Annotated in this window: 24 protein-coding genes; 2 read left to right on the top strand and 22 right to left on the bottom strand. The window is 40.0% G+C overall.

Features of this window, described 5'->3' with window-relative positions; all coding sequences use genetic code 11:
* Together nrdF and N8N51_RS03315 are read left to right on the top strand one after the other, a co-directional pair.
* On the top strand, window positions 1-679 hold a 679-nt coding region (gene nrdF / locus N8N51_RS03320; RefSeq protein ID WP_261103565.1), incomplete at its 5' end, for a class 1b ribonucleoside-diphosphate reductase subunit beta.
* 142 nt (window positions 680-821) lie between these two features.
* Window positions 822-1,589, top strand: a complete 768-nt coding sequence (locus tag N8N51_RS03315; RefSeq protein WP_000917572.1) for a DeoR/GlpR family DNA-binding transcription regulator — start codon at window positions 822-824, stop codon at window positions 1,587-1,589.
* Window positions 1,590-1,693: 104 nt separating this feature from the next.
* Here the strand turns inward: N8N51_RS03315 and N8N51_RS03310 are convergent, their stop codons facing one another.
* The 22 genes from N8N51_RS03310 to udk all read right to left on the bottom strand — a co-directional run bounded on the left by N8N51_RS03310 (window position 1,694) and on the right by udk (window position 22,436).
* A complete protein-coding gene (locus tag N8N51_RS03310) occupies window positions 1,694-1,951 on the bottom strand; it encodes a DUF3884 family protein (RefSeq protein ID WP_080983331.1) in 258 nt (85 codons plus the stop codon).
* 41 nt (window positions 1,952-1,992) lie between these two features.
* A complete protein-coding gene (lacG, locus tag N8N51_RS03305) occupies window positions 1,993-3,399 on the bottom strand; it encodes a 6-phospho-beta-galactosidase (RefSeq protein WP_261020177.1) in 1,407 nt (468 codons plus the stop codon).
* Between the two features lie 213 nt (window positions 3,400-3,612).
* A complete protein-coding gene (locus tag N8N51_RS03300; RefSeq protein WP_261103564.1) occupies window positions 3,613-5,304 on the bottom strand; it encodes a lactose-specific PTS transporter subunit EIIC in 1,692 nt (563 codons plus the stop codon).
* Window positions 5,304-5,621, bottom strand: coding sequence for a PTS lactose/cellobiose transporter subunit IIA (locus N8N51_RS03295; RefSeq protein ID WP_261103563.1), 318 nt, complete (start codon window positions 5,619-5,621; stop codon window positions 5,304-5,306). Before N8N51_RS03295 ends, N8N51_RS03300 begins: the two co-directional genes overlap by 1 nt.
* 35 nt (window positions 5,622-5,656) lie before the next feature.
* Window positions 5,657-6,493 carry a PRD domain-containing protein gene (locus N8N51_RS03290; protein ID WP_261103562.1) on the bottom strand — a complete coding sequence of 279 codons (837 nt, stop codon included), beginning with the start codon at window positions 6,491-6,493 and terminating at the stop codon, window positions 5,657-5,659.
* A 234-nt stretch (window positions 6,494-6,727) separates the two neighbouring features.
* Window positions 6,728-7,708, bottom strand: coding sequence for a tagatose-bisphosphate aldolase (lacD, locus tag N8N51_RS03285; RefSeq protein ID WP_001229114.1), 981 nt, complete (start codon window positions 7,706-7,708; stop codon window positions 6,728-6,730).
* A gap of 1 nt (window position 7,709) precedes the next feature.
* Window positions 7,710-8,639 carry a tagatose-6-phosphate kinase gene (locus N8N51_RS03280; RefSeq protein ID WP_261103561.1) on the bottom strand — a complete coding sequence of 310 codons (930 nt, stop codon included), beginning with the start codon at window positions 8,637-8,639 and terminating at the stop codon, window positions 7,710-7,712.
* Window positions 8,640-8,649: 10 nt separating this feature from the next.
* Window positions 8,650-9,165 (bottom strand): galactose-6-phosphate isomerase subunit LacB, encoded by a 516-nt coding sequence (lacB, locus tag N8N51_RS03275; RefSeq protein ID WP_001216913.1) that lies wholly within the window; start codon window positions 9,163-9,165, stop codon window positions 8,650-8,652.
* A 148-nt stretch (window positions 9,166-9,313) separates the two neighbouring features.
* Window positions 9,314-9,739, bottom strand: coding sequence for a galactose-6-phosphate isomerase subunit LacA (gene lacA, locus N8N51_RS03270; RefSeq protein WP_000029277.1), 426 nt, complete (start codon window positions 9,737-9,739; stop codon window positions 9,314-9,316).
* Window positions 9,740-10,025: 286 nt separating this feature from the next.
* On the bottom strand, window positions 10,026-10,922 hold the full coding sequence (locus N8N51_RS03265; protein WP_261103560.1) for an aldose 1-epimerase family protein: 897 nt from the start codon (window positions 10,920-10,922) through the stop codon (window positions 10,026-10,028).
* 203 nt (window positions 10,923-11,125) lie between these two features.
* Window positions 11,126-12,601: a PTS galactitol transporter subunit IIC gene (locus N8N51_RS03260; protein WP_000338737.1), complete on the bottom strand. Its 1,476-nt coding sequence runs from the start codon at window positions 12,599-12,601 to the stop codon at window positions 11,126-11,128.
* Window positions 12,602-12,647: 46 nt separating this feature from the next.
* A complete protein-coding gene (locus N8N51_RS03255) occupies window positions 12,648-12,953 on the bottom strand; it encodes a PTS sugar transporter subunit IIB (protein ID WP_000590547.1) in 306 nt (101 codons plus the stop codon).
* Window positions 12,954-12,991: 38 nt separating this feature from the next.
* A complete protein-coding gene (locus tag N8N51_RS03250) occupies window positions 12,992-13,468 on the bottom strand; it encodes a PTS sugar transporter subunit IIA (protein WP_261049607.1) in 477 nt (158 codons plus the stop codon).
* A 262-nt stretch (window positions 13,469-13,730) separates the two neighbouring features.
* Window positions 13,731-15,554: a translation elongation factor 4 gene (lepA, locus tag N8N51_RS03245; protein ID WP_125443854.1), complete on the bottom strand. Its 1,824-nt coding sequence runs from the start codon at window positions 15,552-15,554 to the stop codon at window positions 13,731-13,733.
* 78 nt (window positions 15,555-15,632) lie between these two features.
* Window positions 15,633-16,361, bottom strand: a complete 729-nt coding sequence (locus N8N51_RS03240; RefSeq protein ID WP_125443852.1) for a metallophosphoesterase family protein — start codon at window positions 16,359-16,361, stop codon at window positions 15,633-15,635.
* Window position 16,362: 1 nt separating this feature from the next.
* A complete protein-coding gene (recN, locus tag N8N51_RS03235) occupies window positions 16,363-18,030 on the bottom strand; it encodes a DNA repair protein RecN (protein ID WP_261103559.1) in 1,668 nt (555 codons plus the stop codon).
* Window positions 18,031-18,036: 6 nt separating this feature from the next.
* Complete coding sequence (locus N8N51_RS03230) at window positions 18,037-18,468, bottom strand: arginine repressor (protein WP_020900686.1); 432 nt, start codon at window positions 18,466-18,468, stop codon at window positions 18,037-18,039.
* The gene (locus tag N8N51_RS03225) at window positions 18,461-19,276 is read right to left on the bottom strand and encodes a TlyA family RNA methyltransferase (protein WP_261103558.1); all 816 of its coding nucleotides are present in this window, start codon (window positions 19,274-19,276) and stop codon (window positions 18,461-18,463) included. The genes N8N51_RS03230 and N8N51_RS03225 overlap by 8 nt, the downstream gene beginning before the upstream one ends.
* Complete coding sequence (locus N8N51_RS03220; protein WP_261103557.1) at window positions 19,269-20,144, bottom strand: polyprenyl synthetase family protein; 876 nt, start codon at window positions 20,142-20,144, stop codon at window positions 19,269-19,271. Before N8N51_RS03220 ends, N8N51_RS03225 begins: the two co-directional genes overlap by 8 nt.
* Entirely contained in the window at window positions 20,141-20,353 is a 213-nt protein-coding gene (locus N8N51_RS03215) for an exodeoxyribonuclease VII small subunit (protein WP_049543565.1), read from the bottom strand. The genes N8N51_RS03220 and N8N51_RS03215 overlap by 4 nt, the downstream gene beginning before the upstream one ends.
* Entirely contained in the window at window positions 20,331-21,671 is a 1,341-nt protein-coding gene (gene xseA / locus N8N51_RS03210) for an exodeoxyribonuclease VII large subunit (protein ID WP_261103555.1), read from the bottom strand. The genes N8N51_RS03215 and xseA overlap by 23 nt, the downstream gene beginning before the upstream one ends.
* A 126-nt stretch (window positions 21,672-21,797) precedes the next feature.
* Window positions 21,798-22,436 (bottom strand): uridine kinase, encoded by a 639-nt coding sequence (udk, locus tag N8N51_RS03205; protein WP_001181376.1) that lies wholly within the window; start codon window positions 22,434-22,436, stop codon window positions 21,798-21,800.
* Between the last annotated feature and the right edge of the window lie 385 nt (window positions 22,437-22,821).

Below are 22,821 nucleotides of genomic sequence, written 5' to 3'. Positions count from 1 at the left end.
TATGGAATCTGTCCACGCAAAATCTTACTCATCAATCTTTTCAACCTTGAATACAAAGGCTGAGATTGAAGAAATTTTCGAATGGACCAATACCAATCCTTACCTACAAAAGAAGGCTGAGATTGTCAACGAAATCTACCTAAACGGTAGCCCACTTGAAAAGAAAGTAGCCAGCGTTTTCCTTGAAACCTTCCTCTTCTACTCTGGTTTCTTCACTCCCCTCTACTACCTTGGTAATAACAAACTAGCCAACGTTGCGGAAATCATCAAACTGATTATTCGTGATGAGTCTGTTCACGGAACTTACATCGGTTATAAATTCCAACTCGGTTTCAATGAATTACCTGAAGAAGAGCAGGAAAAACTCAAAGAATGGATGTACGACCTGCTCTACACTCTTTATGAAAACGAAGAAGGCTATACAGAAAGCCTCTATGACGGTGTTGGCTGGACGGAAGAAGTCAAGACCTTCCTTCGCTACAATGCTAACAAGGCACTCATGAACCTGGGACAAGATCCACTCTTCCCAGATTCAGCTGACGATGTCAACCCAATCGTTATGAACGGTATTTCAACAGGAACTTCCAACCACGACTTCTTCTCTCAAGTCGGAAATGGTTACCTCCTTGGTGAAGTTGAAGCTATGCAAGACGATGACTACAACTACGGTTTGGACTAAGGTCATCTATTTTATAAGTGATAAAAACATCATGGTTTGTTTAAAACAACCATGATGTTTTTGTTTTTGTTTTCTTTTGTTTTTTAAATTGATTGATTGAATACTTTATGATAAAATAGTAATAGAAATAGAGGTGATAACGATGTTAAAGCAGGAAAAACTAGATAATATTCTAGAAACGGTAAATACAAAGGGAACTATTACTGTAAAAGAAATTATGGCTCGCTTAGATGTATCAGATATGACTGCTAGACGCTACTTGCAAGAGTTGGCAGACAAGGATTTACTTGTTCGGGTGCACGGTGGAGCTGAAAAAATTCGCACAGGTTCCATTTTAAACAATGAACGTTCCAATATCGAAAAACAAAGCTTACAAATCGCAGAAAAACAAGAAATTAGCCGTTTTGCAGGCCATTTAATTGATGAAGGGGAAACAATTTTTATTGGGCCAGGGACAACCTTGGAATCTTTTGCCCGTGAACTTCCAATTGATAATATTCGTGTTGTAACAAACAGTTTACCAGTATTTCTCATCCTAAACGAACGAAAACTAACAGATTTGATTTTAATAGGTGGAAACTATCGCTCTATCACTGGAGCCTTTGTGGGAACACTAACCTTGCAAAATCTTGCCAATCTCCAATTTTCTAAAGCCTTCGTTAGCTGTAATGGTATTAAGGACAATGCGATTGCGACCTTTAGTGAAGAGGAAGGTGAATCCCAACGCATCGCCCTCAACAATTCCAATAAAAAATACTTACTAGCTGACAATAGTAAGTTCAATAAATTTGATTTTTATACCTTTTACAATATCTCTGATATTGATACCATCGTTTCAGATTCTAAACTGAGCAAAGAAACGTTTGAACAACTTTCAAAACAAACAAAAATTATTCTTTCTAAACCATAAAACTGAAGATTGATAAAAAATAAAATGCGTCATATCAAGAAAATAAGAATCTTGATATGACGCATTTTTGGATGAAGATTTTTACAAGGAGTTTCCTAGATTCTTTATGATTGTTGAAACGGCATAAAATCTGAATCAAAGGAGATATTATCCCGTTCTTCAGGACTGATAAAATTTAAAAAGATATTTTTAAATTCTTCTAGCTCATAGTCTGAATGGCAAATCCATTCTTTACCGGTAGAGACATACCATTTCCCAATATTTTTCAGCTCCTCATTAGTCAAACAAGGTATTTGAGAACATTTATCAAAATTGATGATATAAACTTTTTCATAAATTGATTGGATAAAATCTTTGAACATCTTTTGCCTCACAAGAATTCTATATCTAATTACTAATTCTACTAGTCTATAATCTGACTTTCCGCTACTTTCTTGTACCAGTGAGCTGATTTCTTAGTATAACGTTCTTGAGTTTCAAAGTCTACATAGAAGAGACCGTAGCGTTTTTCATAACCGTTTGACCATGAGAAGACATCCATTAATGACCAGATGAAGTATCCTTTGACGTTTGCACCATCAGCAATAGCATCAGACAAGACTTCCAAGTGTTGTTTCACATAATCAATACGACCATCATCGTAAACAGTGTTATCGACGAACTCATCTTTATAACCAAGTCCATTTTCAGTGATGTAAATCTTCTTGTAGTTAGGATAATCTTTCTTCACACGCATGATTTGGTCATACAAACCTTGAGGGTAGATAATCCAATCCCAATCCGTACGTGGTACATAGTCAGGAGCTACACGACGACCAACACCTTTGATTTGGTATTTAGAGCTTCCTTTCTCACCCTTACCATTATGGATAATTTCAGTTTCTCCATCAAATGCTTCCATCCAGTCACTCATATAGTAATTGATTCCAAGGAAGTCGTTCAAGTCTTTCGCAGCTTCTAATGCTGTGAAATCTTCTTCACGAAGATCCAAACTACCACCATTGACTGATAAGATATGGTTGACACCTTCCATCGTTTCAGCTGAATAGCGACCTAGATAAGTTGCATCCAAGATAAATTTATTGTGAATAATATCTTCCAACTCTGCTGCACGAACATCTGCTTGATTTTTAGGATCTAAAGGATACTTGGTTGGCAGGGCATGAACAACACCAATTTCACCTTTATAACCTTTATCTTTATATAGCTTGACTGCACGCGCATGAGAAACCATCATATTGTGGTGCGATTGGAAAACTTTGGCAAGGTCGTACTGAATACCTGGAGGGAATTTACCAACCAAGTATTGACCATCACCAATTGGCCCAATTTCATTAAAGGTTGTCCAATAGTTTACTTCTGGGAATTCTTCAAAACAGAAGGCAGCGTAGTCTACAAAATGTTCAATGTTTTCACGGTTTAAGAAGTCTCCATTTGAGTGGAGAGCTTCTGGCGTGTCAAAGTGATGAAGAGTTACAAAAGGCTCAACATGACGTTTGTGACACTCTGCAAATAGATTATGATAAAACTCAACACCTTTAGCATTTACTTGACCGTAACCGGTTGGGAAAATACGTGACCAAGCAATAGAAATTCGAATACCATTGACACCATACTCTTCTGCTAGCTTAAGGTCAACTGGGTATCGATTGTAAAAATCACTGGCTGGTTCTGCAGTGTACCAGTAGTTATCTTCAAGATATTTATCCCACGCTACTGGTCCTTTACCATCAGTATGTGTAGCACCTTCTGCTTGATAGGCAGCTGTTGCGCCACCAAAAATAAAGTCTTTTGGTAATGTTTTTGTCATTTTTTCACCTATTTCTTGATTTAAATAAAGTAAAAGTGAGAGGAGAGGAGTCAGTGAGCTATCCTTCTCCATCTCACTTCTTGTACCAAGTCACCGAATTGTGACATGAGGAGGTAAAAACGATATCTTTTTACCGACGAATTAACAAGGCGATTAGGAAATTCGCCATAGCGATTTCCGTAACGATAGGAGACTGTTTTATAGTCCCTATCGTTAATCGAATTGAGCTTGTACGAATGCAAGAGCACCTTTTCCATCACGAGTTAATTTGATGTATTGAGCGCCTTCTGTCTTGGCAAGTTTAATACCAAGTTTATCTGTTTCTGCTTTCATGTCTTCAAAGTTTGAAGCAACTTGAGGGGCAAGGATAACAAGATCAAACTCTGGCAACATTTCACGGTGAGCACCATAGCCACCTGCTGCTGCTTTCACAGGAACATTGTATTCTGCAGCTGCCTTGTTCAAAGCATTTGCAAGGAGACCACTTGTACCTCCACCAGCACAGAGAACGAGGACATTTGTTTCTTCAGTGATTTTATTTTGTGTTGCTTCTACACCCGCTTTCTCAAGAATAGCATCTGCTTTTGCAGTGTTGAAGTTTGCAGCAACTTTTTCTTTCAATTCATCATTAGATTTACCTGAACGCTCTTCTTCAAGAATTTGTTCATCATAGACTTTAAGGAATGGATAGTAAATAACTACGTCAACCACGATTAGAAGGGCAGCAAGAATGAATGATAGAACTTGGAAGTTCGTACCAAGAACTAGACCTAGTGGAGCTGGAGTTGTCCATGGTAGATTAGCAGTAAATGAATTCATTCCAAGAGTTTCAATGAAGAATTTAAAGATCCAAACGTTTGCGATTGGAGCAAAGATAAATGGAATGAAGAAGATTGGGTTTAATACAAGTGGTGCACCAAACAAGATTGGTTCATTTACACCAAAGAATGTTGGGACTACTGAAGCACGACCGATTGCACGGTTACGTTTTGATTTTGTTAACCACATGAACATGAATGGAACAACCAGTGTCGCACCAGTACCACCCATGGTAACGATAAACATTTGTGTACCAGAAGTAAGAATCTTGTCAGCGTGCATACCTTGTTGGAGAAGGTTCAAGTTGACTTCGGCATTGGCATAGGTAATTGCTGCGATAGCAGGTTCAACAATAGATGGACCATGGATACCAACAAACCAGAAGAATGCAAATGCACCAAAGATAATCGTAATACCTAGATAACCATCAGCAGCAGAGAATAATGGTGCAAAGAATTTACCGATTGATTCTGCTACGCTTGCACCAACAAAATGACGAGCTAGTAAATCAAGAGCATAAAGTGAAACAACTGAGAGAGTGAATGGAATCACATCTTTAAAGACTTGTGAGATATTTGGTGGAACTTCGTCAGGCATACGAATAGTGACGTTGTTCTTAACACAAACCTTATAGATGGCTACAGTAACAAAGGCAGCAAGGAAGGCTGAAAGCAAGCCTTTTGTTCCCAAGAATCCAGTAGCTAGACCATTTTCGATAGGATCAGCTGCTAACATCAACAAACCAACAATCGCTGCTAACAGTGTTGACATATAGTTGATTTGATTGGTTTTCTCCATGCTACGGTTTACTGAGTCAGTCAATGACTTAGCTGTTGTACCAGCTACCAAGAGAGCCAGAATACCCATAGAATAGCTATAAGGTTTCATCAGAAAGGCTACAACTTCATCAGACCATTTAAAGCCCCATGAGTTTGGTACAAAGGCAATCAAGATAAAAATACTTGAGAAGAGAATAACAGGCATACCTGCAATGAAACCATCACGAATAGCACGAAGATAGATATTACGAGATAGTTTCTCAAAGAAAGGTTTTCCTTTCTCGATAAATGCAATTAGTTTATTCATTATTTAACTCCTCTCTTATAAAGTTCGATTAAATGGTGCATTAGGTCTTTTAACAAGATAGTTGTCATCAAGTGGTCTTGGCCATGCATCATGGTCACACTATACGCTAAGTCCTCACCAGAAGCTTCCTTAGTCAATAGACTTGTTTGAGCATGGTGAGCCTCTGCGATACAGCTACCAGCTTCCTCAACTAGGTTATCGGCTTTTGTAAAATCGCCAGCTTCAGCAGCTTTCAAGGCTTCCAATAGTTTTGAACGAGCATCGCCAGCATAGGCTACGATTTCAAAACCTAACAATGTTACTTCTTCTCTATTCATGATAGAATTCTCCTTATATAGTTTTAAATAAATTTTTATGACAATAAACGTTGGATATGTAGAACTAGATAAACTCGTTCACTTTTATACAAATCAAGACCCGTATATTCCGTAATCACATCATAGATCTTGGAACCAATCTCGAACGCTTTTGGATAGGATCGTTTGATGTGGTCTTCCATATCCAGAAGTGATTGGTTATCATCTCTAGATCTGTCTAAATAATCCAAGAAATAATTCAAATGAATCATAAAACGATCATAGAAATGATTATTCTCTTTGGTTCGTTGAATTGCATAACCCTTTAGCACTTCTTCAACATTCCTGAGAATTTCTTTCCTCTTATCAATCGACTCCACAAGTTCCACTTCATTTTCACCTTCGGCATTAATGAAATGATAAGCAATCCGAATAATTTCGTCCTCAGGAAAATGATCTGCTAGCTTCTGACGGTAAATTTCAAATGCTTCATTTGCGATTTGAAAAGCGACAGGATACTTAGTGGAAATATCTGGCAGATTACTATCCTTGTACCTTCCTTGTGCTAGAGCTTGGTAAGAACAGTAAATATGATCTGTCAAGGTTACGTAGAGATACTCTTGAATCGGATAATGATATTTCTTTGATAGCTTATCAATGATTTCATAGGTCACTGTGATAAAATCAAGCGGAACATCTTTGAGGAGAGTCATAAAGTTTTCTCTGGACTCTTCGGTCTTCATCCGAAAGATTTTCTCAACCTGATGTTCAGCAATCAAATCCCCTTTCTTCTTTCCAAATGCAATCCCCTTACCAATCACAATCACTTCTTCTCCTTTATCATTTCTGACAAGCGAGACATTGTGATTCATTGGATTTAGAATTCGATACATGTCAACCTCCTTTTGTATCTTAAAGGTATATGAGTACAAAAAATGACCACAAATGAACTAGAAAATCATCCGATTTCTAATTCATCTGTGATCATGCCTAATATTACTTAGTAACACTCACCTTGTATTAACTTGTGATTTAAGTGTAGCACAAGTAAGTTATTTTGTAAACCTTTACATACAACTTTTTTTAAAAAATTTTTAGATTCATGTTCCTAACCTAGGAGGACTTGCTTACACGCGTTCTTTCCATGAAGTCGCTGTTGTTTGAAGAACTTTGTTCAATTCGTCAATGTTTTCAAATCCAGTTGTGCGAAGCCATTCGCGAGCTGCTGCTTCACCATCTTTGATGTATGCTTCAACTGATCCAGCCCATGTAGCACGGCCACAAAGAACTCCGTTAAAGTTTGCACCTGATTCATGAGCAAATACAAGAGTATCTTGGAAGAGTTTAGCTGATACACCAGCACTCAAGTAGATGTATGGCAAGTTAGTTGCTTCATCTTGAGCTTTGAAGAATGCTGCTGCTTCTTCACGTGTGTAAACTACTTCACCTTCAGCGAAGCCTTCAACATATTTAATGTTAACAGGAACTTCTACTTTCAAGACATCAATGTTAAAGCGTGGGTCTGAGAAGACTTTCATAGCACCAATAACTTTGTGTGGTTTTACTTTCGCGTATTCTACAGAACCTGCATCAGCAATTTTTTCATCGTAAGCAAGAATTTCAAGGAAGAATGGGATATCTTCAGCCACACATTCAGAACCGATACGTTCGATGTAAGCTTGTTTTTCTTGGTTGAGTTCGTCTGAGCTATCTACATCATAGTAAAGTAAGAATTTAACTGCATCTGCACCTTCTTCTTTAATACGTTTTGCAGACCAAACATCCAAGCAGTCTGGCAAGCGTTTTGTACTTGTTGTGTCGTAACCTGTTTTTTCATAAGCAAGAAGAAGACCAGCTTTTTCATCAAGAGCTTTAGTCGCTGGAAGTCCATACTCAGGGTCAAGAAGCATAGATGAAGCGTATTTAGTCAATTCATCTGCTACCAAGACTTTAAGTTCTTCCATTTGAGCAACAGTTGGTTCTTCTGTTTGGTGTTGAGCCATGAGACGTTTCAAAGCACCACGTTGGTCAAATGCAAGAGCTGAGATGATACCATTTTCATCAGAAAGTTTTTCTAAGCGTGCACGTTTTTGTTCTGTTAAAGCCATTTTATACCTCTTTTACTATTAATTGATCATATAGAGCTTGATAGTTGGCCATGTTGACATGACCAGTCATTTTTTCTTGAGCATTGAGCATACCAAGGACATTTGCCTTGATGAGTAATTCTGCATCTGATTCTTTGTGAAGAAGTCCTGAAGAAATTCCTGCTACAGTAGAATCTCCAGATCCGACAGGGTTGACTACCTGAATTCTAGGAATATCTACCTTGTAGAAAGTGTCTCCATGTTTGGCAAAGGCACCGTTGGCACCAAGTGAAACGATAATCCATTCAATACCTGCAAACAAAGGTTCTTGGAGGACTTCTTTTAATTCATCCAAATCCTCAGAAACTTCTCTTCCTAGAAGCTGGGACAATTCCTCATTATTTGGTTTGATGACTGTTGGTTTATGTGGTGATTCAAGAACCGCCTGAAGAGCTGCACCTGAGCAGTCCAAGACTACAGACTTGCCAACTTGATTAGCAAGTTCTACCAAGCTCGCATAGTAATCAACTGGAAGGCCAGCTGGCAGACTACCTGAGATAGCTACTACTTCAACTGACTCTAGGAGTTTTTTGAAATGCTCCAAAAAGTCTTGACCTTCCTGTTCCAATACTTCAGGACCTTTTTCAAGAACTTCTGTTTGGTTGTCACCGTGGAGAATAGCGATACAGTTACGAGTCTCTCCCTGAATTGAGAAGAAATCTTTCTTTACTTGATTATCGATATGTTCAACCAAAAACTCACCAAGTTTGCCACCCACTAAACCGGTAGCAAGAACAGAATCCCCAAATTCTGAAAGGACTCGGGTAACATTGAGTCCCTTACCACCAGCCGTTTTGGTTACATCCACCACACGATTGACAGTATCAATCTTCAACTCATCCAAGGGATAGGAAATATCGATGGATGGGTTCATTGTGACTGTTAAAATCATAAGTCACCTCTTAATCGTGGTATTCTCCGCGATCCCATTTTTCAAGGAATTCAGTGAAGAAGTTTGCGTCTGTTTGTTGAGCATTGTGACTTTCAACGTGTTCAATTTTCGCAATCAATTTCTTGTTTTCTTCAGATGGTTTGTATTCAGCATGGATGAAAGCTTCGATGATATCGCACATGAGCAATTCACCAGTAATCTTACCACCAAAACCGATAACGTTGGCGTTCAATTGTTCTTTAGCATAAAGAGCTGTTGTCATATCACGAACCAAGGCAGAACGAACACCTGGAACTTTATTGACAGCGTTGTTGATACCAACACCAGTACCACAGATACATACCCCAAGATCAGCTTGACCGCTAGTTACAGCTTCCCCTACTTTTTTACCAAAGATTGGGTAGTGAGTACGTGTATGGTCATATGTACCAAAGTCAATAACTTCATATCCTTTTGATTTCAAAAATTCTGAAACCGCCATTTTTTCATCTGTTACGATGTGGTCACATCCAATTGCAATTCTCATTAGTTATTCCCTCCGATTAATTATATAAATCTAATATCATTTATCCTTACTCAAGAAAAATCAAGATTAGCTTAGGAAGCGAGCTGCGAGCATAACTGAGGTTAGCTAAAGTGAGCTGACGACAGATTATCTTGATTTTTGAAGAGTATTAGCACATTTTGTTCAACATATCGACCCTGATTTGGTGACGTCCACCATCGTATTTACCGTTAACAAATCCTTTAGCGATGTTTTTAGCCAATTCATCACCAACAAGTTGTGCACCCATAGTGATCATACGTGAGTTGTTGTGACCACGAGTCATATAAGCTGAACGTTCGTCAGATACCTCTGCAGCAACCATTCCTTTGATCTTAGTTGCGACCATAAATGGACCAGCTCCATAAGCATCAATCACGATACCAAGGTTTTGTTCTTCTTTGTTTACTTCTGCAGCAACAGCAAGAGTCACATCAACAAAGTCTTGACCTTCAGCTGTAACATCCACAACGTGGAAGTTTTCTTTTTCCAAGAAGTCTTTCACAACTTCTTTCAATCTCAAACCTGCAGCATCTGCACCGATAACAATAGACATATTGTATACTCCTTTTTATTTTTCTAGGCTAGTAAAACCTTTTACAGTTAGCTGTTTACCTACAAAAAGCTTTCTAGCAGTTTATTGACACATTGGATTGAATGAGATGATTGACACCTTATTCAAGTATAGGAAATCAGTTTCCTAGAAATAATCTTTCCCCACGAAAGAGAAGATAACAAGTGATTGTTTGTTTGTGACAAACATCGTTTGTTGCTTACAAACATAATATACTCCTATTTCTTAAAAAAGTCAACAATTAATGTTTGTTTTTGTGGTTTTTTATTTAAAAGATTTCGATATCAAAACCAATTTGATCTATTTGACCAGGTTCTAGGAGACGAACATTTTTCTTATCTTCGAGATGATCTCCTTCTTCAAGGGATGTTGACAAGCCAGACCATGGTTCAAAAGCAATGAAAGGTCCTTTATTCAAAGTTGACCATATAATGAGATTTGGAAACTCTGTAAAGTGCACTTTCAATCCCTTATCATGTTTCCGAGAACGAAGCGCAATTGTTCTAGATTGCAATTCATCTAAGGTGACTGCATCTGTACTGAAAAGATCATAGCTGAGGTCTAATTCTTTTTGACCCTCTAGCCATGGACTTCTATCTTGAAAATCCAGCATACCCGTTTCTGGGAAAGGACGTGGAACAGAGCAAGTCTCTTCTTTCTCAAACTCTAAATAGTAATCTTCATAGACCTCGTCATCCAGTAGAGGACAATTAAATCCTGGATGGCCACCAATAAAGTAAGGCAGGACCTTGCTAGTTTCTTTATTAAATATTTTGTATTGAGTCCGTACTGTCTTGCCAGTAAGAATATAAGTGATTTCTAGGCGGAAATGATAAGGGTAGTTCTGATAGCTATTCTCATCGTCTTCAATTGCAAAAGTTACACTCTTATCTGTCTGTTCAACTAATTCAAATTCTTTCTTACGAACCAATCCATGACGAGGAATGTTTCCTTTGCTTTCCTGTCCCTTCTCATCTATATAGACGGCTGTATCCTCTCTCAAAGAACCACAAATGGGGAAGAGAACAGGAGCTTGTCCACTCCAATAAGTGGCATCCCCTTGCCACAAATACTCAAGTCCCTCAGTATCTTTTATAGAAGAAATAGCTCCACCAAAACTGTTAAATTCAACTCTTAATTGTTCTGATTTTAATTCAATTACCATTATTTTCTCCGATTTCTTGATAGTTTATAAAAAACTAGGCTGTCACTCCTAATGGTATGACAACCTAGTTTCAACAATTTACACTCTGCGAAAATCCAATTCAAACTTCGTCAGCATCACCTTGCCGTACTTTAGTACAGCCTGCGGCTAGCTTCCTAGTTTGCTCTTTGATTTTCATTGAGCTTACATTTTATAGGAGCGCATTATTTTGCTTTTGCTGCGTACTCTTCATTACGTTTGATCATTTGTTTTCTGTACCAAGCAAAGATACCGATATAGAATACAAGGAAGACTACAGCACCAAGGATTGCTTTGATATCACCAGTTGTAGTGTTACCAATTGTCCAACCAAGAAGTTTTTCGATTGGTCCTTCAAGAGTTGAGTGAGTGATCAATTGAGTTTCGCTCACACCTGCTGGGAAGGCACCTACACCTTTAGCAAGTTCTGTTGCAAATGGTGCGATAAGTGTACCTGAAAGAAGGAAGAGTGGCAACAAGAGTGTTCCGAAAATAATCATACGGAGCAATTTACCACGTGTTACAACCAAGAGAGCTGGAGTAACACCCATTGCGATGATACCTGCAAGTGGCAAGATACCATTTCCAACTTTTGAAAGAAGCACAGCTTCAATCAACATGATTGGTGCAAGTACGTTAGCACAAGCCCAGATTTCAGCACGACCAGCGATGAATGGCCAGTCAAGACCGATGTTGAATTTACGTCCTTGAAGACGTTTAGTAGCAACGTTTGTAATACCTTGTGATAGTGGTTCTACGGCTGCGATGAACCATGAACCGATAAGTGAGAAGAGTTCCAAAGATACACCGGCAGTCAAACCAAGAGACAACCATCCTCTGATAACAAGACGCCATTTATCTGCATCGGCAACACCTGCAATTGGATGTGGAGTTCCCATAATACCGATAACGATACCAAGAATGAAACCGATGAAGAATTTAGATCCCCAGAAACCGATTTTTTTGTTCAATTTAGCAGCGTCAAAGTCATATTTATCAAGTCCTGGGAAGAATTTTTCAAAAATCTTATCCAAAACCATGATAACTGGGTTCATCATGTAGTTCATGTGAGTTGATGTCATTGGTGATGAACTTGGTGCATTAAGAAGGTCATCAAATGTAGGTTTCATCAAGTCAGAGTTGATAATTTTCAACACACCAACAAGTACGATAGCTGCTGTAGCAATCAAGAGTGAAACCCCTTGGCTCACACCGTTATTGTCTGCATACCATTTAATCAAAAGACCTGTGATAGACAAGTGCCAGATATCGAAGATATCGACGTCAAGTGTATCAGTTTTCTTCATAGCAAGCATTACTACGTTGACAATCAACATGATAAGCAAGAAGTATAGTGTCCAAGCAGATCCCCAAGTGATTGTTGCAAGTGGTGCCCAACCAACGTCAGTGATACTCAATTGGATACCAGTGTTTTCAACGAATTTTGCAAGTGATGCTGAGAAAGCACCATTTAGCATACCGATGATAGCTCCGATACCAGTAAGAGCGATGGCAAGTTTGATACCACCTTCAAGCGCTTTGGAGAATTTCACTCCAAAAAGTAAAGCCAATACTGTCAAAATGATTAACATGATGACAGGCCCACCCATATCTAAGATAGGTGTGAAAAATTCTTTGATTAGGCCAAAGATTGCATCCATAACAGTTCCTCCCTTTTTATGTTATATGAATGTTAACAAATTAAAATTAGCTTAATCCGTGTTCTTTAATAGCTGCTTCAATATTGTCAAATACTGGAGCGCTCATTGCTGGGATACGGAATAAGATTGGTCCAGCTTCGATAACTGGAATACCTGGGTCAAAACCAAGATCTGTTGCAGCAATTGGTGTGAAGATGTCATAACCTTTGATAAGGTCTTCGTTAACGTCTTTGACCATTACCGCATCACAGTGAACATCGAAACCGCGGTTTGAAAGTTCTTCTTCAAGAGCACTTTTAATTTGGTGGCTTGAGTTAACACCTGCACCGCAGGCAGCAAGAATTTTAATCATATGGATTTCCTCCGATTTAATATTTTTAATAGACAAGATTATGCAGTTTCTTCAGCGATATAAGCATAGAGGGCTTCAGGATCAGAAATTTTTGATAGGTCTTCAAGATGACCATTTCCAGTAAAGAAGTCCATCAACTGAGCAAGAATGTTCGTTTGACTTGAACTTGAGTTATTAATGATAAAGAAGAGCAAGGATACCTCTACTTCCTTATCTGGTGCAATCATATTGTGGAAAGTCACCGGTTTCTCTAATCGAACAACCACAACTTTTTCAGCTAGATTATGAACAATATCTGTGTGAGGAATAGCTACATTTGGCAAACCCTTACCCAAAAATTCCATATCTAGGCCAGTTGGAAATGACTTTTCACGCGTGATCAAGGCTTCACGATAGGTTGGAGTCACGATTTCTCGTTCTTCCAATAAAGTTGCAACCTGATCAAAGAGATGTTCTTGATTATCCGCTTCTAAGCAAAACACAAGGTTTTTGTCAAAGAAATGATCTAATCCCATAAGGTTTTCCCTTCTTTCCATTAACTTTATGCTATAAGTATAACACTATATGAAATCGTTGTCAATATTTTTCTGTTGTTTTTTGTCTCTTTTTTTATATTTTTGTTGTTTTTGTATCTTGTTGTATAAAAACAAACATACAAACAAACACTTCAAACGATTTAATCCTATTCTAAATGCAAAAAAACAGGCCTATTTAAGCCTGTTTTACTATTGATTCTTATGTAAGTTTCCTGTGAACAAGAAAAACAATTATGATAACTTATTCTTCATCCATGCTCAAGACGCTAAGAAAGGCTTCTTGTGGAACTTCTACTGATCCAATAGCTTTCATGCGCTTCTTACCAGCTTTTTGTTTTTCAAGGAGTTTACGTTTACGAGAAACGTCACCACCATAACATTTAGCAAGTACGTTCTTACGAAGGGCCTTGATATCTGTACGAGCCACAATCTTGTGTCCAATAGCTGCTTGAATTGGTACCTCGAATTGTTGACGAGGGATGATTTTCTTGAGTTTATCAACGATGAGTTTCCCACGTTCGTAGGCAAAGTCCTTGTGAACGATGAAGCTGAGGGCATCCACCTTGTCTCCATTGAGAAGGATATCCATTTTCACCAGCTTAGATGGACGATACTCTGACAATTCGTAGTCAAAACTTGCATAACCACGTGTCGAAGACTTGAGTTTATCAAAGAAGTCAAAGACGATTTCAGCCAGAGGAATTTGATAGATAACATTGACACGGTTATCATCGATATAGTCCATCGTCACAAAGTCACCACGCTTGCGCTGAGCTAATTCCATCACTGCTCCGACAAACTCCTGTGGCACCATGATTTGCGCCTTAACATAAGGCTCTTCAATAGTCGCAATCTTGGTAGGATCTGGGAATTCAGACGGGTTGGACACATCCATAGACTCACCGTCAGTCAAATTAACCTTATAGATAACAGACGGAGCTGTCATGATGAGGTCAATGTTAAACTCACGCTCTAAACGTTCCTGGATAACATCCATATGGAGAAGTCCAAGGAAACCACAACGGAAACCAAATCCAAGTGCCTGAGATGTTTCTGGTTCAAATTGGAGACTAGCATCATTCAGTTGCAATTTTTCAAGGGCTTCACGTAGGTCATTGTACTTGTTTGATTCGATTGGATAGAGACCCGCAAAAACCATAGGATTCATCTGCTTGTAACCATGTAATGGCTCTGCTGCAGGATTGGTTGCCAAGGTAACGGTATCACCCACACGAGTGTCCTGAACCGTCTTGATAGAAGCTGCAATATAACCAACGTCCCCAGTCGCAAGGAAATCACGACCAACTGCTTTCGGTGTGAAAATTCCGACCTCGGTCACATCAAAGGTCTTGCCATTGCTCATGAGCTGAATCTTATCGCCAGGTTTAACTACCCCATCCATAACACGAACCTGGAGAATAACCCCGCGGTAGGCATCATAGACCGAGTCGAAAATCAATGCCTTAAGTGGTGCAGTCACATCGCCCGTTGGGGCTGGCACTTTCTCTACGATTTGTTCGAGTATTTCTCCAATACCAATACCAGCTTTAGCTGAAGCTAAGACTGCTTCGCTGGCGTCTAGTCCGATGACATCCTCAATCTCTGTACGAACACGCTCTGGATCAGCTGCTGGTAGATCAATCTTGTTAATGACTGGCATGATTTCCAAATCATTGTCCAAGGCTAGATACACGTTGGCAAGAGTTTGAGCCTCAATACCTTGAGCAGCATCGACCACCAAAATAGCCCCCTCACAGGCAGCTAAGGAACGCGAAACTTCATAGGTAAAGTCTACGTGCCCAGGCGTGTCAATCAAGTGAAAAATATAAGTTTCCCCATCTTTTGCAGTATAATTCAACTCGATGGCATTGAGTTTAATGGTAATCCCACGTTCTCGCTCTAAATCCATGCTATCCAAAAGCTGGGCCTGCATTTCACGACTTGAAACCGTCTCTGTTTTTTCCAAAATGCGGTCCGCTAGAGTCGATTTCCCATGGTCAATATGGGCGATAATAGAGAAGTTACGGATCTTCTCCTGTCGTTTTTTCAATTCTTCTAAGTTCATGATTCTCTTCCTTTCAGGGTATCTATTTATTATAAATTGTTTTTGACTTTTTGACAAGACCATACCCTGCTAGGAGTACTAATCTTCAGCGACAAAGCCGTCATTTTCGATAAAGTGATGTTCTGTCATTCCTTGCTCAGTAAAGACAATCCCATGAAGGACACCACCATAGACAGCTCCTCCATCCATCCCAATCTTGCCATCTTCTGTCATCCAAAGCTCAGCTGTACCTCGATCTTGCTTCAACAAACCATAGACTGGTGTATGACCAAAGACAATGGTTTTTCCAGTATGATTTTCGGCTTCGTGGAATGGTTTTCTGAGCCAGACTTTTTTATAATCTGTGGTTTCATGCCAGTCGTCCAAGGTCAAATCAATACCTGCGTGAACAAAGATATACTTGTCTGTCTCTACCACAAATGGCATTTGACGAATAAATTCGACTAAATCTGCCGCTTCGGTGGCAACACGCTTAGCATCTTCTACTCCATCAACCGGTGCATCCAAGGGACGACCTAGGATAGAGTTAATGGTTGTATCTCCACCATTGCGACGATAGTGGTCATAGCTTTCTTCTGGGTTATCTAGCCATGTCAAAAACATATACTCGTGGTTTCCTGACAAACAGATTGCCCCTTGATTATCGACCAAGTCCTTAACCATCTCTAGGACACGGCGACTATCCTCACCGCGGTCAATCAAGTCCCCTAGAAAGAGCAACTGGGTCTGACCATCCCATGTTTTGAGAAGGTCTTCCAGCATCCCAGCTTTTCCGTGAACATCTCCAATTACATAATAGTCTGTCATCTTATTTCTCCCTGTTTCTCAACAATTCTCTAGCTTGCGTCAGGGCTGCTTCCGTCACATCATCACCTGCCAACATCTTAGCAACTTCTTCCACTCGCTCTTCAACCGTCAAGAGACGAACAGTCGAAACCGTTGAATGCTCATTGCTAATCTTCTCAATAAAGAATTGGTAATCCGCAATCGCAATCACTTGTGGCAAATGGGAAATAGCCAGAACCTGACCATGTTGGCCAATCTTGTGAATCTTCTGTGCAATAGCTTGAGCTACACGACCTGAAACTCCTGTATCCACCTCATCAAAGACAATGCTAGTCTTGCCCTCTTTACGAGAAAAGGCAGATTTAATAGCTAGCATGAGGCGAGACAATTCCCCACCAGATGCAACCTTAACCAAGGGTTTAAAGTCTTCGCCAGGGTTGGTTGAAATGTAAAACTCAACCATTTCATTTCCCTCACGACTGAATTTGCCCTTGCTAAAACGAACCTGAAACTGGGCTTTTTCCATATAGAGGTCTTGCAGTTCTTGTTTAATCTCAGCTTCAAGCTGCTGAGCTAAGTCATGACGAGCAGATGCAAGCTGACCTGCCAAATCAACAAGATTGACTTCCAATTTTTTTAGCTCTGCTTCCATGTCTTCAGAAGAAAGGTTGTTGCCTGTCAAGAGATTGTATTCTTCCGTAATCTTGGCAAAATAAAGCAAGACATCGTCTACAGTCCCACCATACTTACGGGTAATGGTATGAAGGAGGTCCAAACGATTCTCAACCTGCATGAGTCGATTGCCGTCAAAATCAAGGTCCTCAATAATAGCTTCCAGACGTTTGCTAATGTCTTCTAAGACATAGTAGGTCTCAGACAGAGAACTTGAAATTTCACGGTATTCAGGGTCGTACTCTTCGACACTTTCCATGTCATTCATGGCTGAACGAACATTGGCCAGACTTGAAAAGTCTTCATTGTCCAACATGCTATAGGCATTGGTCAACGTATCCGCTATATTTTTATGGTTGAGAAGTTTCTCTCGCTCTTGGTTGAGAGTCAGGTCTTCACCTGCTTTCAAGTTTGCTGCCTCAATCTCTGCCATTTGAAATTCCAACATTTCAATACGAGCCTTGTGTTCCTGTTGGTTTTTCTTGACTTCCAGAACCTGCTTACGCATTTTTCGATAAGCATCAAAACTCGTTTGATAGGTTTCTTTCAATTCCCAAAAAGCCACATCGCCAAATTCATCCAACATCTGGATATGAAGTTGGGGACGCATTAATTCCTCTTGGTCATGCTGACCATGAATATCTACTAGATGTTGTCCAATAGCACGCAAAACAGACAGATTAACCATCTGGCCATTCACACGGCTAATACTACGACCATTTTGCAGAATTTCTCGACGGATGATAATTTCATCACCCAATTCCAAACCTTGCTCATCAAAAATTTCCTGCAAAAGGCGACTATTCTCAACTGAGAAAAGCCCCTCAATCTCTGCCTTTAGCGCACCATGACGAATAACATCTGTCGTAGCACGAGCTCCCAACATCATATTCATGGCATCAATGATAATCGACTTCCCTGCACCCGTTTCACCAGTCAGAACAGTCATTCCCTTTTCAAAATTGAAGGAGATAGCCTCAATAATGGCAAAGTTTTTTATCGAAATTTCAAGTAACATATAGACCTACCAATTTTTTACTTGTTCAAAGATTTCCTCAGCTAGACTTTCACTTCTGGCAATGACTAAAATCGAGCTATCATCAGCCAAACAGCTGAAAATCTTGTCCGCAAATGTCTCGATTAACTGAGCTTTTACAAAGGCTGTATTTCCTGGAATAACTTGGAGATTAATCATCTTATCCATCAATTCAGCTGACTCAATATTGTCTTCAGCCAGTTGCAAACTTTTTACGATTGATTTTGGCAATTCATAGACATAGGTGTTGTCTCTCAAAGGAATTTTGACAATCCCCAGTTCTTTGATATCTCGTGATACTGTTGCCTGAGTGGCAGTGATGCCTGCCTCTTTCAAATGTTCTACGATTTCTTCTTGCGTACCGATTTGATAATCTGTCACAAATCGTCTAATTTTTTCAAGTCTCTCTTTTTTATTCATTTTTAAATTGACTATGCGCCCTCTCTACTACTTCTTCAATCTCAGCAAGAACCTGATTGCTTGCTGACTCTTCTTTTTTCAAATACGCTAAAAACTCAATATTGCCATGACCACCTTGGATGGGAGAAAAATCCAAACCAAGGACTGAAAAGCCTTCCTCTACTGCCATAGCTGTGACAGATTCAAGGACATTTTGGTGAACCTTAGCATCTCGAATAATTCCATTTTTTCCAATCTGCTCACGTCCTGCCTCAAACTGAGGCTTAACCAGAGCCACAACCTGACCGGGATCAGCCAAGACTCTGTGCAAGGCTGGAAGAATCAGACTGAGAGAAATAAAACTCACATCAATACTGGCAAAGCTCGGTTCCTTTTCGAAATCAGTCTTTTCTGCATAGCGGAAATTGAACTGCTCCATGCTGACTACTCTTGGGTCTTGGCGTAGTTTCCAAGCCAACTGATTGGTACCGACATCGACTGCAAAGACTAACTCAGCACCATTTTGCAGCATAACATCGGTAAAGCCACCAGTAGAGGCCCCGATATCAATCGTTGTAGCTCCTTCCACTGACAAATCAAAGACCTGCAAGGCCTTTTCTAATTTCAAGCCACCACGGCTGACATACTTGAGTTTTTCACCCTTGAGTTTCAGCTCAGTGTCGTCCGGGATTTTCTCTCCTGGCTTGTCAAACCGCTCTCCATTCAGGACTGCTACGACTAGGCCAGCCATGACACCGCGCTTGGCCTGCTCTCGCGTTTCAAACAAGCCCTGTTTATAAGCTAGTACATCCACTCTTTCCTTAGCCATTGATTCTCAAACTTTCTACTACTTTCACAATCGATTCTATTTCAAAGGGAACCTGCTGGGCAATTTCTTCTAATTTGGCATTAGCTTGATCCAGAGTTTGGTTACAAAAGGCAATAGCCTCTTCCAAGCCCAACAAAGCAGGATAGGTTGATTTTTCTGCCTGCAAATCCTTTTGTGGTGTCTTACCGATCTCCTCAAAACTAGCTGTCACATCCAGCACATCGTCTCGAACTTGAAAAGCAAGCCCAATCAATTCACCTACAGTTTTAAGTTTTGCCTGCATCTCAGGTGCCAATTCGGCTATAATAGCAGCTGCTTGAAAGGGATAAGCTAGTAGTTTTCCAGTCTTATTAGCATGAATAGTCTGGAGTTCTTCCAAAGACAAATGCTGGTGTTCACCCTCCATGTCCAAAACTTGCCCTGCCACCATGCCTAGACTTCCTGAAGCAAGCGACAAATTGGCAATCAAGTCCACCTTGATCTGACTTGGCAAATATGCCTGCGCTATCAGGGCGTAAGGATCTAGGAATAAAGCATCTCCAGCCAAAATCGCCATAGCTTCGCCGAATTTCTTATGATTTGTCAAGCGTCCCCGACGGTAATCATCATCATCCATAGCTGGAAGATCATCATGAATCAAGCTCCCTGTATGAATCATTTCCAAGGCCGCAGCTACCTGCGCGTGAGCAGGTTTGATGGCAATATGCAAGGCTTCCAACACTTCTAACAGAAGAAAAGGTCGAATACGCTTGCCACCAGCATGAATGGAATAGAGAACAGACTCTCGCAAACTAGAGGCAAACTGCTGGTCTCCATAAAAGTCTTCTAAGGCTGACTCGACAAGAGCTAATTTTTCTTGCTTCTTCATTCAAAATCACTTTCTGTTCCGTCTTCTTGCATGACCTTGACCAAGGTCTTTTCAGCCTTGTCCAGCGTAGCTTGGAGCTCTTTTGACAAGACCATGCCCTTTTGAAAGGCAGCAATCGCATCTTCCAGAGCAATTTCACCATTTTCCAAACTTTGGACAATAGTCTCCAGTTCTGCTAGATTATCCTCAAATTTCTTTTGTTTTGACATCTTTAACCTCTAATTCTACTCGACCATCTCGCATCAAAAGCGTCACTTGGTCTTTTTTCTTCAAACTCTCAACCGAATCTACAACGGACTCTTCTTTTTTGACAATAGCATAACCACGCGCCACAATTCGACTGGTATCCAACATCAGCAAGGCTTCCGAAAGTCGCTTCACTTCAGCAACCTTAGAATCATAAACCAGCGCCATTTGGCTACGTAGGAGCTTATCCAACTGACCTAGACGATCTTGATAACGTTGGATTTTAGTAACAGGTGATAATTGAACCAGTCGATGCGTCCTTGCTTGTACTATCTGTTTGTTATCAGAAATCCGTGTTCGCAAACTTTGTTTTAAGCGCAGTTGCAGTTGGTCCAAGCGTTGCAAATAACTGTCATATAAGCGTTCTGGCTGTCTAAAGATAACAGACTGAGTGCATTTTTTCAAAGTTTCTTGTTTCTTCGATAGGACATTTCGGGCCGCTGTTGCCATCCGCTTTTCCTGATTTTGCAAATGAGCTAATAGATCCAACTTGGTCACAGGTGTTGCTAGTTCAGCCGCTGCTGTTGGCGTCGCAGCCCGTCTATCCGCTACAAAATCTGCCAAGGTCACATCCGTCTCATGCCCTACACTAGAAATGATTGGCAAACGAGACTCAAAAATAGCTCGTACCACAATTTCTTCGTTAAAGGCCCAGAGATCCTCGATGGAACCCCCTCCACGACCAATAATCAGCAAGTCCAAATCGTCCCGTTGATTGGCACGCGCAATATTTCGAGCAATTTCCTCCGCAGAACCTTCACCTTGAACCTTGGTCGGATAGAGAAGGATATCAACACCTGGAAAGCGTCTGCTGACGGTCGTGATAATGTCTCGAATAACGGCTCCACTGCGACTGGTTACTACACCAATTCTCTTAGAAAATTGGGGCAGAGGTTGCTTGAAGCGTTCTTGAAACAGGCCTTCTTCTGTCAATTTTTTCTTGAGTTGTTCAAACTGAATCGCAAGCGCGCCAACTCCATCAGGCTCTGCCTTTTCAATGATGATGGAGTAGCTTCCACTTGGTTCATAGACCTGCACACGCCCAATCACATTGATCTTCATCCCTTCTTCCAGGTCGAAACCTAATTTCTGATAAATCCCAGACCAGATGGTCGCTTGAATGACTGCATGATCATCTTTTAGGGAGAAATATTGATGAGTAGGTCGTTTACGAAAGTTGGAAACTTGACCAGTTAAATAGACCCGTTCCAAGTAAGGGTCTTTATCGAATTTCATTTTCAGATACTTGGTCAAAGTTGTTACCGATAAATACTTTTCCATCTCCACCTACTATTCATTTTCTTGCTCTTTCATGGGTATTATTATACCAAAAATATGCCTAAAAATCTTCATTTATGTACCATTATGAGGGAAAAATAAAAAAGGAGGCAAGGCCTCCACATCTGATTATTTGCTGTTTCGAGCTTCTTCCAAAATCTTAGCAATCTTGGTCGTCAACAGGTCAATAGCCACTGTGTTGCTGACTCCCTCAGGAATGACGATATCAGCATAACGTTTGGTCGGCTCGATAAACTGATGGTACATGGGCTTGACCACACCTAAATACTGGTCAATAACGCTATCAAGACTACGGCCACGCTCCTCCATATCACGCTTGATACGACGAATAATGCGCACATCATCATCCGTATCCACAAAAATCTTGATATCCATCAAATCGCGCAGACGCTTGTCCTCCAAGACCAAAATCCCCTCAACGATAAAGACATCTTGAGGCTCTTGACGATAAGTCTTACTACTCCGTGTATGCTCTGTATAGTCATAAGTTGGAATGTCCACCGGACGCCCTGCCAACAATTCCTTAATTTGCTCGATCATCAAGTCTGTATCAAAAGCAAAAGGATGGTCGTAGTTGGTTTTGACACGCTCTTCAAAGGTCAAGTGAGACTGATCCTTGTAATATGAATCATGCTCAATCATGGAAATCTTTTCATCAGGAAAATGCGATAAAATGGCTCTTGAAACACTGGTCTTACCTCCACCAGAACCACCTGTCACTCCGATAATGATTGGTCTATTTTGCATGCTATCCTCCGTTTTTTTATCCGTCGTCTATTCTATCACATTTTTTGCAAAATTTATAGTCTGATTTTGGGGCACTCATCTAATAAATTTTAATAGAAAGCATGGTATCTGCTTTGATTAACGAAACAAAAAGACTTTGCAATTTTTAAGTAAAAAGGTTTGATATCTATAACCAATTTCGTATAATCTTTATATACGGTTTTCTAAGACTATCTCTTGATTCAGATTAAATTGCTGATGCATGCTTTACTGTTCCCTCCACTGATTTTTGATTCATCTCTTTCAATTTTTTATGATTCTTAACTTCATTTTCTTCTACTATTTTGAGTTTCATCTTAAATAGCAATTATAGAAGCACAATCTTCTCCGAAATGCTCAAAACTTT

This window comes from Streptococcus mitis, from assembly GCF_946188685.1.
Taxonomy (GTDB): Bacteria; Bacillota; Bacilli; order Lactobacillales; family Streptococcaceae; genus Streptococcus; species Streptococcus mitis_CC.
Note: the sequence above shows the minus strand (reverse complement) of the source record. Positions and strands in the feature narration are given on the sequence as shown.

Excerpts from the sequence above, each read along its gene's own strand:
- N8N51_RS03315 (WP_000917572.1), top strand. The coding sequence starts at position 822 with ATGTTAAAGCAGGAAAAACTAGATAATATTCTAGAAACGGTAAATACA.
- N8N51_RS03310 (WP_080983331.1), bottom strand. The coding sequence starts at position 1,951 with ATGTTCAAAGATTTTATCCAATCAATTTATGAAAAAGTTTATATCATC.
- lacG (WP_261020177.1), bottom strand. The coding sequence starts at position 3,399 with ATGACAAAAACATTACCAAAAGACTTTATTTTTGGTGGCGCAACAGCT.
- N8N51_RS03300 (WP_261103564.1), bottom strand. The coding sequence starts at position 5,304 with ATGAATAAACTAATTGCATTTATCGAGAAAGGAAAACCTTTCTTTGAG.
- N8N51_RS03295 (WP_261103563.1), bottom strand. The coding sequence starts at position 5,621 with ATGAATAGAGAAGAAGTAACATTGTTAGGTTTTGAAATCGTAGCCTAT.
- N8N51_RS03290 (WP_261103562.1), bottom strand. The coding sequence starts at position 6,493 with ATGTATCGAATTCTAAATCCAATGAATCACAATGTCTCGCTTGTCAGA.
- lacD (WP_001229114.1), bottom strand. The coding sequence starts at position 7,708 with ATGGCTTTAACAGAACAAAAACGTGCACGCTTAGAAAAACTTTCTGAT.
- N8N51_RS03280 (WP_261103561.1), bottom strand. The coding sequence starts at position 8,639 with ATGATTTTAACAGTCACAATGAACCCATCCATCGATATTTCCTATCCC.
- lacB (WP_001216913.1), bottom strand. The coding sequence starts at position 9,165 with ATGAGAATTGCAATTGGATGTGACCACATCGTAACAGATGAAAAAATG.
- lacA (WP_000029277.1), bottom strand. The coding sequence starts at position 9,739 with ATGTCTATTGTTATCGGTGCAGATGCTGCAGGTTTGAGATTGAAAGAA.
- N8N51_RS03265 (WP_261103560.1), bottom strand. The coding sequence starts at position 10,922 with ATGGTAATTGAATTAAAATCAGAACAATTAAGAGTTGAATTTAACAGT.
- N8N51_RS03260 (WP_000338737.1), bottom strand. The coding sequence starts at position 12,601 with ATGGATGCAATCTTTGGCCTAATCAAAGAATTTTTCACACCTATCTTA.
- N8N51_RS03255 (WP_000590547.1), bottom strand. The coding sequence starts at position 12,953 with ATGATTAAAATTCTTGCTGCCTGCGGTGCAGGTGTTAACTCAAGCCAC.
- N8N51_RS03250 (WP_261049607.1), bottom strand. The coding sequence starts at position 13,468 with ATGGGATTAGATCATTTCTTTGACAAAAACCTTGTGTTTTGCTTAGAA.
- lepA (WP_125443854.1), bottom strand. The coding sequence starts at position 15,554 with ATGAACTTAGAAGAATTGAAAAAACGACAGGAGAAGATCCGTAACTTC.
- N8N51_RS03240 (WP_125443852.1), bottom strand. The coding sequence starts at position 16,361 with ATGACAGACTATTATGTAATTGGAGATGTTCACGGAAAAGCTGGGATG.
- recN (WP_261103559.1), bottom strand. The coding sequence starts at position 18,030 with ATGTTACTTGAAATTTCGATAAAAAACTTTGCCATTATTGAGGCTATC.
- N8N51_RS03230 (WP_020900686.1), bottom strand. The coding sequence starts at position 18,468 with ATGAATAAAAAAGAGAGACTTGAAAAAATTAGACGATTTGTGACAGAT.
- N8N51_RS03225 (WP_261103558.1), bottom strand. The coding sequence starts at position 19,276 with ATGGCTAAGGAAAGAGTGGATGTACTAGCTTATAAACAGGGCTTGTTT.
- N8N51_RS03220 (WP_261103557.1), bottom strand. The coding sequence starts at position 20,144 with ATGAAGAAGCAAGAAAAATTAGCTCTTGTCGAGTCAGCCTTAGAAGAC.
- N8N51_RS03215 (WP_049543565.1), bottom strand. The coding sequence starts at position 20,353 with ATGTCAAAACAAAAGAAATTTGAGGATAATCTAGCAGAACTGGAGACT.
- xseA (WP_261103555.1), bottom strand. The coding sequence starts at position 21,671 with ATGGAAAAGTATTTATCGGTAACAACTTTGACCAAGTATCTGAAAATG.
- udk (WP_001181376.1), bottom strand. The coding sequence starts at position 22,436 with ATGCAAAATAGACCAATCATTATCGGAGTGACAGGTGGTTCTGGTGGA.